Annotated in this window: 11 protein-coding genes and 2 pseudogenes; 9 read left to right on the forward strand and 4 right to left on the reverse strand. The window is 68.6% G+C overall.

Translation table 11 applies throughout. From position 1 onward, the window contains the following. Positions 1-2 precede the first annotated feature (2 nt). The 6 genes and pseudogenes from ACFYPJ_RS13800 to ACFYPJ_RS13825 all read left to right on the forward strand — a co-directional run bounded on the left by ACFYPJ_RS13800 (position 3) and on the right by ACFYPJ_RS13825 (position 5,764). Entirely contained in the window at positions 3-545 is a 543-nt protein-coding gene (locus ACFYPJ_RS13800; RefSeq protein ID WP_389015303.1) for a toxin, read from the forward strand. After that, positions 542-1,777: a hypothetical protein gene (locus ACFYPJ_RS13805; protein WP_389015306.1), complete on the forward strand. Its 1,236-nt coding sequence runs from the start codon at positions 542-544 to the stop codon at positions 1,775-1,777. The genes ACFYPJ_RS13800 and ACFYPJ_RS13805 overlap by 4 nt, the downstream gene beginning before the upstream one ends. Further along, positions 1,774-2,919 carry an MAB_1171c family putative transporter gene (locus tag ACFYPJ_RS13810; protein WP_389015309.1) on the forward strand — a complete coding sequence of 382 codons (1,146 nt, stop codon included), beginning with the start codon at positions 1,774-1,776 and terminating at the stop codon, positions 2,917-2,919. The genes ACFYPJ_RS13805 and ACFYPJ_RS13810 overlap by 4 nt, the downstream gene beginning before the upstream one ends. Before the next feature lie 68 nt (positions 2,920-2,987). Next, a pseudogene (locus ACFYPJ_RS13815) lies at positions 2,988-3,188 on the forward strand (pyridine nucleotide-disulfide oxidoreductase); the annotation flags it as partial. Between the two features lie 724 nt (positions 3,189-3,912). Continuing rightward, positions 3,913-4,332 (forward strand): hypothetical protein, encoded by a 420-nt coding sequence (locus ACFYPJ_RS13820; RefSeq protein WP_389015311.1) that lies wholly within the window; start codon positions 3,913-3,915, stop codon positions 4,330-4,332. Positions 4,333-4,492: 160 nt separating this feature from the next. Continuing rightward, positions 4,493-5,764 carry an MFS transporter gene (locus tag ACFYPJ_RS13825; protein WP_389015313.1) on the forward strand — a complete coding sequence of 424 codons (1,272 nt, stop codon included), beginning with the start codon at positions 4,493-4,495 and terminating at the stop codon, positions 5,762-5,764. 199 nt (positions 5,765-5,963) lie between these two features. On the opposite strand, the pseudogene ACFYPJ_RS13830 reads toward ACFYPJ_RS13825, so the two are convergent. Together ACFYPJ_RS13830 and ACFYPJ_RS13835 are read right to left on the reverse strand one after the other, a co-directional pair. Next, positions 5,964-7,211 (reverse strand): annotated as a pseudogene (locus ACFYPJ_RS13830) (IS4 family transposase). Positions 7,212-7,352: 141 nt separating this feature from the next. Beyond that, positions 7,353-8,537 (reverse strand): acyl-CoA dehydrogenase family protein, encoded by a 1,185-nt coding sequence (locus ACFYPJ_RS13835; protein WP_389015315.1) that lies wholly within the window; start codon positions 8,535-8,537, stop codon positions 7,353-7,355. Between the two features lie 1,108 nt (positions 8,538-9,645). Between ACFYPJ_RS13835 and ACFYPJ_RS13840 the strand changes: the two genes are divergently transcribed. After that, positions 9,646-10,488 carry a G1 family glutamic endopeptidase gene (locus ACFYPJ_RS13840; protein WP_389015317.1) on the forward strand — a complete coding sequence of 281 codons (843 nt, stop codon included), beginning with the start codon at positions 9,646-9,648 and terminating at the stop codon, positions 10,486-10,488. A 214-nt stretch (positions 10,489-10,702) separates the two neighbouring features. After that, a complete protein-coding gene (locus ACFYPJ_RS13845; protein ID WP_389015319.1) occupies positions 10,703-11,017 on the forward strand; it encodes a hypothetical protein in 315 nt (104 codons plus the stop codon). Positions 11,018-11,292: 275 nt separating this feature from the next. On the opposite strand, the gene ACFYPJ_RS13850 is transcribed toward ACFYPJ_RS13845, so the two are convergent. After that, entirely contained in the window at positions 11,293-12,513 is a 1,221-nt protein-coding gene (locus ACFYPJ_RS13850) for a metallophosphoesterase (RefSeq protein ID WP_389015322.1), read from the reverse strand. Between the two features lie 474 nt (positions 12,514-12,987). Here ACFYPJ_RS13850 and ACFYPJ_RS13855 point away from each other — a divergent pair, with 474 nt between their 5' ends. Continuing rightward, the gene (locus ACFYPJ_RS13855) at positions 12,988-13,209 is read left to right on the forward strand and encodes a hypothetical protein (RefSeq protein ID WP_389015325.1); all 222 of its coding nucleotides are present in this window, start codon (positions 12,988-12,990) and stop codon (positions 13,207-13,209) included. Between the two features lie 161 nt (positions 13,210-13,370). Here the strand turns inward: ACFYPJ_RS13855 and ACFYPJ_RS13860 are convergent, their stop codons facing one another. Further along, positions 13,371-14,894: an aldehyde dehydrogenase family protein gene (locus ACFYPJ_RS13860; RefSeq protein WP_389015328.1), complete on the reverse strand. Its 1,524-nt coding sequence runs from the start codon at positions 14,892-14,894 to the stop codon at positions 13,371-13,373. Positions 14,895-14,925: the final 31 nt, after the last annotated feature.

Consider the following 14,925-nt stretch of genomic DNA (forward strand, 5'->3'; position numbering starts at 1 on the left):
GCATGGGCATGATGAGCGGCCTTCAGCGGTGGCGGCTGGCGCAGAACCGCAACAAGGAGATGCGCAGATTCGCCGACACACTCATCGACCCGATCCGGGCAAAAGCCCCGGCCCGTCCTGAAGAACTCTTCGATGCCCTCGTCCAGGCGGCGATCCAGTGGCGTGGCCGGCCCATCTACGTGCACAAGGTGAACTTCCCGGCGGTATCGGCAGCCACCGGACTCTGGCTGGAGCGCACGGACCACGACGACGTCCTCGTCGAGAAGGACGCCGTCCCGTGGCATCAGACGGGGATCTTCGGCCATGAAATGTGGCACATGTACAAAATGAGCAGAATCGCCCTCGGTCAGGTCCCCGACCACGACGAGCTCCGACCGGTCGCCGCCCGCACCGACTTCCTGCTGGCGGAGGAGCGGGAGGCCGAGCTGTTCGGGCTCCTGGTGGGCCGGCGCATGCGGTCCCTCATGGAACTCCCCTCCGACACCGACGACCTCGCCGGACGCATCGGAGCCGCGCTCAACTACCGTGGCGGGAACCGAAGATGAGCGGACTGATCAACTACGTCAGTTGCGCCGCGCTGTCGCTCGGACTCCTGATGAAGCTGCCCGACCTCGTCCGTCACTGGCGCGATCCCTCCCTGCGCGCCATCAACGCGGTACTGGCCCTGGCATCGCTGTGCTTCCTCTTCGGTGCGCCGCCGACGGTGGGGACGATCAACGACCTCAGCGGCGTACCCAACCTGGCCGCGCCCCTGACCTACATATCGATCACCGCCTATGGCGCGGCGTCGTTGGTGCTGATCGCCCACTGGCGCGCCGGATCCGACGCGCGCCGGATCACTCGGCGCTGGGTGTGCGGCTATGCCGCGGTCGTCGTCGCCATCGCCGTGATGTTCGTGATCGGGCGCGCGGACGAGGAACGCCGGACCGACTTCGACACCTACTACTCGGCGACCCCCTGGATCGCCGAGATGATCGTCCTGTACCTCGTGGCGCATCTGACGGCCGTGACCGTCACCTCGCTGCGGTCGCTGCGCTGGGCCCGCCGGGTACGGTGCCGTCCCTGGCTGCGCGGCGGCCTGCTGATCATGGGATCCGGCACACTGATCAGTACCGGGTACAGCATCTCCAAGCTGATCGCCGTCGTCGCCCGCTGGAGCGGGCAGGACCTGTCGGTGCTGAGCACGACGATCGCCCCCGTCTGCGCCGGAGTCGGAGCCTTCCTGACCGCGGTGGGCGTCCTCGTACCGCTCGCCGGGCCGCGCCTGACGGACGTGCGGCAGGCGCTGCGCGACTACGTCCGGCTCGCCCCGCTCGAACGGGAACTGGACGGGGTCCTCACCCGGCGGGCCTTGCGGGTACCGCGTCCGTTCTCGCCCCTCATGTGGCTGATCTGGCGCCAGAGCAGCATTCTCAACGGCCTCAGGGACATCGAGGAGTTCTACGACCGCAGACTCCACGACCGGGCCCATGCGGCGGAACTGCACGCGTCGGGCGACCCCGAGCGCGCGACCTCGACGGCGTGGGCCGTGACCGTCGCGGCGGCGGCCGCACTCAGCGGAACGCCGGGCGCCCGCCCCCTCGACACCGCCGACCGGCTGTCGCTGACACCGGGCTCGGCGGCGCTCGGCCCCCTCGCGGACGCGCTCGCCACCTCCAGCACCGTCGCCGCCTTCCGCACCCGGTTCGAACCCCCACGGCCAGGATCGGTCCCGACCGCGGTGCACCCGGAACCGACCCCCATCGCGGGCGGAGCCGAACGGAGCCACGGCACATGAGTCTTGTCGTGTACATAGCGGCTCTGGTCTTCTTCTTGGCCGCTGTCCTGATCTTCCGTCACCCGCGGACGGCTCCCCGGAACCCGCTGACCCTGCCCACCTGCGCATCGATCTGCCTGGGTGCCCTGACCTTCTTCTGCGCGGCCCCCGCGACCCTGGCCGCGTTCAACAGATTCACGGGCATCCCCAACGCGGGTGCGCCGCTCACCTACAGCGCGCTGTCCGCCTACAGCGGATCCTTGCTGATCCTGCTGATCCGCTGGAGAGGCGGCCCGCCCCGGCAGGTGCGGCGGATGGTCCGCGTCGGCATCGCCGTCTACGTTTCGTTGATCATCGCCATCGTCGTCCTCTTCTCTCTGGCGGACGCCGACGCGGAACGTCTCCAGGACCTCGACACCTACTATGCGAACACCCGCTACATGCGGGAGATGATCGTCCTCTACCTCGTGGCACACCTGGCCTCGACGGTAGTGATGTCGCTGCTGTGCCTGCGGTGGGTGCGGGGCGAGGTGACCGGCCTGCTCCGAACGGGTCTGAAGCTGCTCCTCGCCGGACTGACGCTGGACGTGGCCGGGTTCTTCCTGACCAAGGCCACGGCGGTCGTGGCCCGATGGCTCGGGTACGACCTGGACTTCCTCTCCACGACCGTCGCCCCGCCCGCCGCCTCGCTCGGTGCCCTGCTCTGCGCCGCCGGCTTCGTCCTGCCGGGACTGGTCTCCGCGGTCGCCGCGCAGCGCCGCAGCCTGACCGAGTTCCGCAGCCTGGAGCCGCTGTGGCTGGAGGTACGGGACGTGGCGACCGTGCCGAAGCCCCAGCCGTCCTTCTGGCAACTGCCCAGGACCCGTCTCCACCTGCTCGAAGTATCGATCCACGACGCGCTGCTGCGTCTGACGGCCGAGTTCGACGACCGTGTGGGCGAAGAGGCGTACCAGGCCGCGGTCGACCACGGCCACACGACCAGGAGCGCCCGGGCCGCATCGGAGGCGGCCATGACCGTGGAGGCGGCCCGCCGGAACTCCGTCAACGGGGAAGCCTCCTCGGCGAATCCTGGAAAGTACCGGCTCACCAGTGAACTCCTGGACCTGGCCGAAGCGCTGGCGCGCGCGCGGCTCGCGAGACCGCGGCAAGCGGGAGAGCCGTGACCGCACCGACCACGGCATGAAGGAGCATCAGGGGGAGAGCTGTCGTCGTCGGAGCGGGGCCGGCCGGCATGCTGGCTGCCGCAGCGTTGTCTCCCGCGGTCGACGAAGTCCTCCTCCTCGACCGCGACGCTCTGCCCGCCGGCCCCGAGAACCGAAAGGGCGTCCCCCAGGGGCGCCACGCACACCTGCTCATGGCGGGCGGCCTGACCGCGATGGAGGACCTGCTGCCCGGAGTCGGCGTGCGCGCCCGGCTGCTGGCCGCGGGGGCGTGCGGCCACCGGTTCCTACGATGCGGCATCCGCCCTGTGGGACGTCACCAGCCTGACCACCGGCCCGACCCGCCTGCTGCGCCCGAGAGCCGTCCTGGCCGCGATGAACGGATCCCCTCTGCCCCGGCTCTCGGAACCGCCGCTGTCCTCCCGCGAGTTGACCGTTCTCGACGGGCTCAGGAAGGGTTTCGCCACGTAGCCGGCATTCGCCGGCCCCGTCAATCGAGTGCTCCTCGTGTTTCAGTGCTTTGACGATCGTCGCGCGCGTGGCCCACAGACCGTCCGGAACCGCGTAGGGCCCCGGGCCGCGGATCGGTCTGACACGGGACGGGCACGCGCAGTTCATCGAACTGAACTCCGTCCGAAAACCCATGGGTGTGCGAGAGAACCCGGAACCCGGTCTCGGCCCTTACTTCCTTGTCAAGCGAGGATTCTCGACATTCCGATGCCGGTGATCCGCTCGGCTGCGCTCCCGATGCGGTGAGCCGCTTGGCCGGTTCCCGGCCCGATGAGCTGCCCCGGCCGGGGGTTCGGTGCTTCTCTCGGCTGGGCTTCCGGTGCTCCGCCCGAATCCGGACGCCGCTGTTGCCGCGGCCGCAGCCGAGGGTGCGTTCAAGTCGTCGCAACACTTGGCCAGATCTGCCGTAGACGCGATCAGTGTGTGCCCGGACACTGGGGCAATTGTCAGCCGACAGCTGCGACAGGCACAACTCCTGGAGACCGCATGCGCACTCATCTCGCCGCTGCCCTCAGCACCGTCGCGCTGGCCACGGGCACGCTCCTGGGCGCCCCTGCTGCCGACGCCCACGCCGCGGACTACCCGATCAGTGAATTCGACGTCACCATCGGGAACACGTACACGAGGGGCCTCATCGAATGGCACGACCGGTCGGTCATCGTGTCCGGCGAGCACAAGTCGGTCAGCTCGGCCGACATCCCGAGTTGCCGGGCCACCCGGGCGTACACCCTCGACACCCACGACGGACAGTTGGGGGATGAACTGAGCCCCAACGTCGTGTGCGGCTCAAGCGCCCGCTTCTTCATGACCGTGCCGGCGGACGTCCCCGGCGGGGCCGCAGTCGTGCGGATCTGCCTCACCGACGGTTCCCACACCCCCCTGCGCTGCGCTCGCTACGGGCGCTGATCCCGGCTCGCGAGTCGGCGGCCATGGCAGTTTCAGTGGTCGACTGCGGCACCCCGGCCTTATCGGTGCGCGGCGCCCCGACCGTAATGCAAGGGCAGGCTGGTGCGGCCGGGGTGAACCAGGCGGACCAGGCGGACCGGCCGACCATGCGGGACGTCCGATGAAAGCCGTCTCGGTATGGCGGAACCGTGACTTCATGCTGCTGTGGCTGGGCAACGGCACCTCATTGCTGGGCACCAACAGCGCCCGCATCGCGTACCCGCTGCTGACGTTGGCCGAGACCGGCTCGCCGGTAGCCGCGGGCTGGGTCACCTTCGCCGGAGCACTGCCCAACATCCTGGTGCAGTTGCCCGCCTGGCTGAACGCCGACACCCGCAACCGGCGCCGCACCATGGCTGTATGCCAAGCCGGCGGACTCGTCACAGCAGCCGTTCTCGTCACGCTCGGCATGCTCGATGTGAGTTGGTTCCTGCCGGCGGTGATCGCCCTGGTTTTCACCGAAGGGTGCTTCTTCGTCTACTTCCAGCTGGCCGAGATGGCGGCCATCCGGGACGTCGTCCAAGAAGACCAGCGGCCTACGGCCCTGTCCCTGTACGAAGCACAGACCCACGCCGCCGTCCTGCTGTCCCGCGCCGTCGGAGTCGTCCTCTACGGCGTCATGCGGTGGCTGCCGTTCTTCGCCAACCTCGGGTCCTACGCCGTCGCCACATTGACCCTCAGCATGGTCGACGGCCGCCGCATGAACCCGGTCGACCAACCCGGCACCGTGGGCAGCCAGCCGCCCAGGGGAGTGCGCCAGGGCCTCACGTGGCTCTGGCACGAGCCCTTCCTGCGCATCACGAACTTTCTGTTCGGTGCCACCAACATGCTCTGGCAGTGCATGATCCTGCTGTTCATCGTCTCCGCCACCCAGGACCGTCAGCCGACCTGGGTCCTCGGCCTGCTGCTGGCCGGCTCCGGCGTCGGCGGCCTCGTGGGCGCGGCAGTCGCATCACGGGTCTCCGGTTCGTTCTCGGCCCGCCGGATTTTTGCCTTCGCACTCTGGGGCTGGACACTGTGCGCCACAGCCGTCGCTGCCACTCGACACCCTGCTGTCCAGGGAGTCGCCTGGTTCGGCGTCGGGGGCATCGGTGCTCTCAGCGGTGTCGCGGTAGGTCTGTACCGTGTCAATGCCACACCGTCCCCACTCCTGGGCCAGGTCAGCGGAGCCAGCGGCATTCTCCCCAACGGCGCGATTCCGTTGGGCGGTCTCCTGGCCGGCTATCTGCTCGCGGCCCTCGGTATCACAACTACCGCCTGGGTGCTGGCCGGAGTGATGCTTGTACTTGCCGTCACAGGGACGGTTCTGCTGGCGGCGATGAGTCCTTCACGCACCAGGTCCTCCGAGGAAGAACCGTCGAAGGATCCACGAAGCGGTGCGCAGAGCCGATGAGCGACGGGCACAGCGGCCGGGCCTAACCGCAATGTCGGTGACTTAAGTTCTGTCCCGCCGAGTGATGGTGATGCTGTGCGGTGCGGGTGGTGTCCAGTTGCGATGCTCGGCCTGTTTGAGCGGCCAGTTGGACATCTTGCGTCTGATCACTCGGGGGCAGGTGCGATGGCGGCGTGCGGGCAGCAGGCGCTCAGCGATCTCAGCCAGGGTGCGGGTCAGTGCCCGGGCGAGTCTGCCGGGGGGAAAACGCCGCCTGGGCCGGGACCTGGCGGCGCACGGTCCGCAGGGACCGGGTGAAGGAGAACCGGTCGGGATCAAGGCCCTGGCCGGTCGCGGCCTGGTGCATCAGCTACCGGATGGCGTGGTGCACCAGGAGGAAGCCGTAGATCTCCTGCTCCACGCCCCACGGGTATTTCGAGCGCAGGACGAGCTTCGGGCCGCGCAGGCGGGTCTTGATCTCGTCCAGTGTGGTCTCGATCCCCCACCGCTGGGCGGAGAGCGCGGCCAGTTCGTCCGCCGGTGCTTCCTCCGGGTCGAGCAGGGTGGTCAGCAGGCGGCAGACGGTGGCGTCGCCGGTGCGGGCGAGGGTGTACTCGATCACCCGGACCACCACCGGGCTGCGGCGGCTCTTGCGGTCCCACTCGGCATGGACGGCGCTGAGACAGGAGCCATCGGCCAGGACCTGAACCACGGGCCAAGCCGCGCTCTTACGCATCCGCCACAGCAGGTCCGCGCCGGTGGCCCGGGCGGCCTGCCACAGCTCGAACCCGTAAAAGCCCCGGTCGGCCAGCAGCAGCATCCCCGCCCCGAGCCCGGTCAACAACTGCCGGGACAGCACCGGCTCACTCACCGACAACGACCCGACCGCCGCACCGAACACCGCGTGCGTCCCGCACTCCGCCAGCGCCACCACCTTGGCCTGCGGGAACGCGCCCGTCCCCCGCCCGGACCCCGGGCGGCCGAAGAAGCTGTCGTTCTCCGCCGTGTCCGCCAGGTCCAACGTCGTGCCGTCCACCGCCACCAGACGCCACCGCCGATACCACGCACCCACCGTCTGCGGCACCGCCACCGGACGGCACACCCGCGCGAACAGCAACTTCAACGGCTCAACGCCCAGACGCCGACGCGCCCGCCCGATCGCGGCAGTCGTCGGCACCCGCCACGAGCGCCCCGCATCGCCCAGACCCGCGCCCAGCAACCGCGACACCTCCTCATACGGCTGCCCGAAGAACAGACACATCGCCAGCACGAAGTACACGACCACCCGGGCCGGCAAAAGACGACTGCGCCGCTCACCCCGTCCGGTCTCCGCGATCACCTCGTCGACCAGCCGCGACGGAAACGCCCCTGTCAGCACCCCGATCGCGATCCGGTCCGACAAACGCTCACCCGCAGGCGACCTGACCTGCCCACCCCATGCCACACCACAACCAACGAACGAGGACATCTAAGTCACCAGCATTGGGCCTAGGCCCGGCCCGGAAGGTCCCCGCCGTCGGCCGCACCGGCTTCGCCCTCGCCCAGGCATCCCGCATCCCGCCATGCTTGCCCGTCTGACCAGAGACGACAGCGAACTTCGAGCGGAGTACTAGAGAAACGGCGTACGCGCATCGAGCCCCGACAACACCCGACCGTACAGCTCCAGGTTGGCGGCGGGGTTGACGAACGAGTGCACGTTCAGGGCGGTGAGGTCCCGCACGATCCGCTGGACCGGCACCTCCCGGTTCAGGGCCGAGGCACCCGAAGCGGACCCGATCAGGTCCGCGGCCTCCTTGCACAACCGCGTCAGATACCCGCACTGCGCCCTGATCCGGGCTCGCTCCTCCGTCGTGTACGGCGCTCCGTCCGCCACCCTGGATTCGATCAGCCCCACGAAGTCGGCGGCGAGCAGTTCCGCGGAGGAGACCTTCATCGCGGCCTCGGCGAACTGGAGATGCGTCACCGGGGCCTCGTGCTGACGCTCGTAGAAGGTGTACGTGATGCCCCGCTGATGGATGCGCTCCCTGAACTCTGTCAAGGCCGCCCGTCCCAGACCCAGGGCGTTCGCGGCCGTCCAGGCACAGAACAGCAACAGCACCGGCATCCCGTAGAAGGGGTCGGTGCTGTTGCGCTGCGACGGATACCCGCCCGCCAGTAACGGCCCCACCGGCAGGACGCGACGGGTGGGCACGTGAACATCCTGGGCAACGACGGTGTTGCTGCCGCTCCCGGCCAGACCGGAGACGTTCCAGTCGTCCAGCACCTTGAGATCGGCCATGGGGATCGCCAGCCACAGCATCTCCGGCGGGCCCTCCCCGGTGCCGGCCAGCGCGGTCAGCAAATGCCAGTCGGCGCTCTGACAGCCGGTCGCGAAGGGAGATTTTCCGTTCACCACATAGCCGTCGTCCACCGGAACGGCTTTCGAGCTCGGGACGAGAGTGCCGCTGATCCGTACATCGGGCACGGTGAAGATCTCGTCCTGAGCCTCGTCGGGGAACAGGGCCGCGATGAACGCACACCCAGCCTGGATCAACGCCATGAACCCGGCCGACCCACACGCGGCGGAGATCTCGCTCAGCACGTCGATCTGAGTCCGCAACGAAGTCTGGTAGCCCCCGTAGTGACGGGGAACGTTCATACGGTGGATCCCGGCGCCCGTGAGAGCCTCGACGACCTCGCCGGTGACCCGCCGTTGCTGCTCCGCGTGCACGGCCTGCGAGCGGATGAGCGGCTGGAGCTCACGTACGCGTTCGATGAGGTCGGTGTCCGAAAGAGGAGCTGGCGAACCGGGCAAGGGGCGACCTCCGGTCTCGGGCCACAGGAGAACCTTCACCGTCGCGCCGATCCTGGCGACTGTCAATGCCGCATCCGTTACCTCATCCGCCCTTTCCCCCTTCCGTGAGGAGACCGGGCACACCTCGACCGTGCTTCGCCGGCTTCCTCTGCCGGCCAGGACCTCGGCGCCGTCACCGCCGGCCTGCCTCGCCTTGGAGTTCCGGGCCTGTCGACGGGCGCGTAAAACGTGCGAAATTACCCAAACAGGAAATATATCACCGAGTCTCCTTCGGACTCCTCCGGGCCTGGATCCTCGCCCAGCCAATGAGCTTCACGGAACTGCGGGCAGTGCCGATTTTCAAGAATCGCCCTCACTTGCACTGCCGTCGCCCCCGGTGCGCTGCGGCGTGGCGGCGCCGCCCAGTCAAGTGGGCGCTTTAAGGGCTTACGTCCGAATTTATTGCAATTGGTGCACGTGGCGGCGTGGTCGACCTGCGGGTATCGCCCGATGTGGTGGCGAGTGATGCCCTGGGCGCCTGGGGCCCTGGGGCCGGGCTTGTCGGTCGCTTGATGTCCGAAATGACGGTTCTTTCGGGCGGTCACAACGCATGAAAACGGTTCTAAATCGATTAAAACGCCCTCCGGCCCTCCGGTAACGATGTGGGGAGCGGCCTGGTGACGACCATCACAAAACACTTGCTATCGCTATCAGTGGGATGAAATATCCGAGCAAGTCGTCGCCGGGCGAAAGCCTCAGACGCCGCGCGACACCATCCGTCGAATGCCGGCAGCGTCACCGGTCCTGTTTACGAATGGCTACGGCCGCGCGACGAGTCAATTGGCTCGCCGGCAATTCGCCGCCCCTGCGGCGATTCGCGTCAAGTCGTTCGGCGGCACGACGTCTTGCGGACGGCACTGCCACCACCAGTCCCCGTAGACCGTCCGCACGGACGGTCCCCTCTCACCCCACGCCATTTTCACATCTCGCAGGGAGACCGGTCATCGTTATGCGAATAGGCAGCGCAGGCACTACACGGCGCACCCCGGCCGCATTCGCGGCAGCAGGGCTGGTTCTCGCCGCGACAGCTCTTTCCCCGGTGGCCTCCGCAGCCACTGCGATGCCGACTGTGCGGTTCGACCCCAGGGCCCATTACCAGTCAGGCGACTCGAACTGGGGCGGCTACGTGATCCAGGGCAGCTTCACCAAAATCACCGGCTCGTGGACCCAGCCGCATGTCGCCTGCCGTTCCAACAGCGACAAGTTCGCCCCCTGGGTCGGGCTGGACGGCTGGGGCTCACGCACGGTGGAACAGACGGGGGTGCAGACCGACTGCTCCAGCGGTTCCCCGGTGACCACCGCTTGGTACGAGATGTATCCGGCCCCACCGGTGTACTGGCAGAATCCCGTCTCCGAGGGGGACAGCATGACCGCGTCGGTCACCTCCGATGGCGCGGGCGGTTACTCACTGGCCCTGACCAACAACACCAAGGGCTGGACCCAGCAGGTCAAAAAGACGCTGCAAGCAAATAATGTCAGCGCGGAGGCGGTCATCGAGTCGCCCAACCAAGCCTATCCGGAATTCGATAGCGTGCGTTTCACCAAAGTCTCCGTGGATGGCGGGTCCATGGACTCCATGGGGCCGCAGGCGCTGACCAGTGGCGGTTATGCGCCGGGGCCGATGGAGAACGGCTCGTTCACCATAAAGCCGAGCAACTCGCAGCCGCAGCCGGGCAATTCACAGCCCCAGCCGGGCAATCCGCAGCCGGGTAACCCCTATCCCCAGCCGGGTAACTCGTACCCGCAGCCGGGAAATCCGTACCCGCAGCCAGGCAACCCGTATCCGCAGCCGGGCAACCCGCAGTTGGGCAACCCGTACCCGCAGGCGGGCAATCCGCAGCCGGGGAACTCCTACCCTCAGCCGGGAAACCGGTATCCGCAGCCGGGCAGGCCGTACGCACCTCGGTACTGATCTTGCCCGTGGAGTGTGCGGGCCGGGCCGGCCGGTCAAGGGCGCCTGCGGCGGCGTTACGCGCCGGCCTTCGGCCACCCTGGACGGTCCGTCCCGCCCCTGCACCTGGCTGGTTGCCGTGCGGCCCCTCCCGCACGGCACCCGTCCGCAGCTCAGGCGTCCCCGGCCAGGCCGACCCCTTCAGTCTGACGCCGTGGCGCGCGATCCTGGAGACATGGAGATCGAGGTCCTGGTCGTACCGGACTGCCCGCACCAGCAGCTCGCCGAGGAACGGGTGCGCCAGGCGCTCGATGCCGCCGGGCTGACCACCACCGGCGTCACCACGCGGGTGGTCAGCGACCAGGCCGAGGCCGAGCGGTCCGGTTTCACCGGCTCCCCGACGATCCTCATCGACGGCCGCGACCCGTTCGCCGAGCCTGGAGCCGCACCGACCCTCGCGTGCCGGATGTACCGCACCCCCGGCGGCCTGGCCGGGGCGCCCGACGTCGACCAGATCCGTCGCGCACTCAACGATGCCGGGCGAGGCTGATCAACGCGCCACCGGGCGCGTCCACGAACCGGCGTGTCATGGGCGGCATGGACGACACCACCCAGCCGCTGGACTGACCGTGTCGTCCACGGCCAGTACGGTCGGCTTCTGGGCGAGACGGCTGGGCTGTGGAAGGGGGCGATCATGGCTGGTAGCGGGCTGGTACGACGACCGTGACTACGAGGACGCAGTTCAGCAGGCCAAACGGGTAACACGGTTCGGCCGCCGCACCCCTCAGCTCGGGACACCTCCAGGGCATGTGGTGGCTCGCCCGTCTACGGCGAGGTGGGCAGGTGCGGGGAGCGGAGCACGAGCAGGGTGATCTCGCTGGGGGCGAAGACGCGGAACGGCGGGCCCCAGAAGCCGGTGCCGCGGCTGGTGTAGAGGAGGGTGCGGGGGCCGTGGTGGCTGAGGCCGGCGAGGGCGGGCTGGTCGATGCGGACCAGGTGGTGGAAGGGCCAGATCTGGCCGCCGTGGGTGTGGCCGGAGAGCTGGAGGTCGATGCCGTCGGCTGCCGCCCGGTCGACGAACTTGGGCTGGTGTGCCAGGAGCAGGACGGGCAGGCCGGGGTCGGCGCCGTCCAGGGCTCCGGCGAGGTGGGCGCGGTGGCCGGCCAGGCCGGAGGACTCGGCGGTGACGTCATCCACGCCGGCGACCACGAGGGTGTCGCCTCCGCGTTCGAGCAGCAGATGGCGGTTGCGCAGCGGCTCCCAGCCCAGCTCGCCCATCAGGTCGACCCAGCCCTGGGCCTCGCTGTAGTACTCGTGGTTGCCGGTGACGTATACGCGGGCCCGGGTGGCCCGCACGGTGCCGAGTGGGACGGCCTGGGCGCGGCGGCGTTCGGCCGTGCCGTCCGCGATGTCGCCGGTGTGGCAGACCAGATCGGCTTCCAGAGTGTTCACCGTCTCGCACACCCGTGCCGACCAGCGAGCGCGATCGAGCGGGCCGTAGTGGGTGTCGGTGATGAGGACCACGCGGAGGCCGTCCAACCCAGCACCCAGCCTGGGGAGTTGCACGTCGAGGCGGCGCACCCGTGGCACACGGCGGGCCTCGGCGTACCCCCAGCCGAGCAGTACGGCGGATACGCCGAGGACGGCCCACGTGACGATGCGGGCCCGGTCCTGACTCTCGCCGACGTCGGCCACGGCCAGGGCGAGCCGCAACAGGACGCCGATCAGCACGGACCAGGTGAACAGGACCCAACTGGTGCCCAGCAGGGTGTCACCGACGATCGCCGCCCGGTCCTGTTGACGCCGGCCGTGGCCGCGCACCATCGCGAGCGGCATGCCGATGAGGCCGAGGACGAACAGGGCGGTGCCCATCAGCGTGACGGGCAGCGGCCAGTGCTGGCCGCCGTACAGGAGCACCCAGCAGGGCACGGCCCACAGCAGGACGGGGGCGACCAGGGGGATGTGGCGCATCAGGCGGCGCAGTCGGCTCTGCCGCGGCGCTCGCGCTTCACCGTCGGCGGGTCGGATGTTGCTGGTGGCGGTCACGCTTCCCCTCCCTGACCAGGCTGCCGTCCTGCGCACTGTATCCGGTCGCCCTCGGGCCGGCCGGACCGGCGTATATGGGCGCGGCCCCTTGGCGCGAAGGGTTCTCTGAAGGATGGCAGGACTGCGCCGCAGACACCTCTCTTGGCATGAGCCGCGATCAGAGCGCTGCTGCCCCGGCTTGGTACTGCCGCCGGTGGAGCGCGCACCGGCGGGGCGATGGCCTGGTACTCCAGCAGATTTCGCTGTCTGAGCTGCGGGTTTCGCTGGGCGGCTGGATCGTAGCGGGCCGGTGGGTGGTCAGGGACAGTCTCGCGGAGGCCGTCCCAGAAACGTGTGCCGCCGCCGCTGGTAGTGGCAGCGGCCAGGGAAACTCCCGATGTGATCACCGAGCGTGATGCCGCACACTGAGACCACGAACTGTACGACCCGTTCCTGACCATCCATCACTGTTTCCACCGAGTTGAGCTCCGCCGCATGCGCGACTACGTACGCGGTCTGCCCGCCCCGGTAGCCCGCAAACACAGCTGGCAACTGGAAGAGCAGGCGGGCCGCTCTGCCCCCGACGGCTTGCAGTACCTGCTGGCCAGCGCGAAGTGGGAGCCCGACGACATCCGCGACGACCTGCAGGCGTACGTGGCTGACAAACTCGGCGAAAACGACGGAGTCCTCAGTCGAGGCGACGCACCCGAGGGCTGAGGCGGGGGTTGGGCCCGTGACTGGTCCGGACGTACCGGCCAGGAGGGGTGCAGCAGTAGGAGGAACTGGGGGTTGGCGCGCAAGCCGGGCTCGGTTGAGAGCCGACTGCGCGAAAGGCGCCTGACGGGTGAAGACCCAGGTCAGGCGCCTTTTTCGTTTGTCTAGAAGAAGCCCAGTTTCTGCGGCGAGTACGAAACCAGAAGATTCTTCGTCTGCTGATAGTGCTCCAGCATCATCCTGTGCGTCTCCCGGCCGATCCCGGACTGCTTGTAACCGCCGAACGCCGCGTGTGCCGGGTAGGCGTGGTAGCAGTTCGTCCAGACTCGGCCCGCCTGGATGGCCCGGCCCGCCCGGTAGGCGGTGTTGACGTCGCGCGTCCACACGCCCGCCCCGAGGCCGTACAGACTGTCGTTGGCGATCTTGATGGCGTCGTCGAAGTCGTCGAAGGAGGTGACCGAGACCACCGGGCCGAAGATCTCCTCCTGGAAGATCCGCATGCGGTTGTCGCCCTCGAAGATGGTCGGCTGGACGTAGTATCCGCCCTTCAACTCTCCCTCGTATTCGATGCGTTCACCGCCGATGAGGACTCGGGCACCTTCCTGCCTGCCGATGTCCAGGTAGGAGAGGATCTTCTCCAGCTGGTCGTTGGACGCCTGGGCGCCGATCATCGTGTCGGTGTCCAGAGGGTGGCCGGGTGTGATCTGCCGGGTGCGTTCGACCGCCGCGTCGAGAAATTCGGCGTAGTGACCACGCTGGATCAACGCCCGGGACGGGCAGGTGCAGACCTCGCCCTGGTTGAGCGCGAACATCGTGAATCCTTCGAGCGCCTTGTCCCGGAAGTCGTCGTCCCGCGCCCACACGTCATCGAAGAAGATGTTGGGCGACTTGCCGCCGAGTTCCAGCGTGACCGGCTTGATGTTCTCGGAGGCGTACTGCATGATCAGCCGCCCCGTCGTGGTCTCGCCGGTGAACGCGACCTTCGCCACCCGAGGGCTCGACGCGAGCGGCTTGCCGGCCTCGACGCCGAAGCCGTTGACGATGTTCACCACACCGGGCGGCAGCAGGTCCGCGACCAGGCTCATCCAGTAGTGGATCGACGCCGGGGTCTGCTCGGCCGGCTTGATGACCACCGTGTTGCCCGCCGCGAGTGCGGGCGCGAGCTTCCAGGTCGCCATCAGGATCGGGAAGTTCCACGGGATTATCTGTGCCACGACACCCAGCGGCTCGTGGAAGTGATAGGCGACCGTGTCGTCGTCGAGCTCGCCCAGTGACCCTTCCTGCGCGCGGATCGCCCCAGCGAAATAGCGGAAGTGGTCGATGGCGAGCGGGATGTCGGCCGCCAGCGTCTCCCGCACCGGCTTGCCGTTCTCCCAGCTCTCGGCCACCGCCAGTGGTTCGAGGGAGGTCTCCATGCGGTCGGCGATCTTGAGCAGGATGCCGGCCCGCTCCGCCACCGACGTACGACCCCAGCCCGGAGCGGCCGCGTGCGCCGCGTCCAGCGCCCGCTCCACGTCCTCCGCGGTGCCCCGTGCCACCTCGGTGAACGGCTGTCCGTTCACCGGCGACGGGTTCTCGAAGTACTGCCCGCGCGCCGGCGGCACGTACGCCCCGCCGATGAAGTGGTCGTAGCGCGCGTGGTAGGTGACGAGCGCGCCCTCGGTGCCGGGCGCCGTGTAACGGGTCATCGTGGTCTGCCTCCGGTGAAGCGCTGCCCGC

It is taken from the genome of Streptomyces sp. NPDC006012 (assembly GCF_042871185.1).
Lineage (GTDB): Bacteria > Actinomycetota > Actinomycetes > Streptomycetales > Streptomycetaceae > Streptomyces.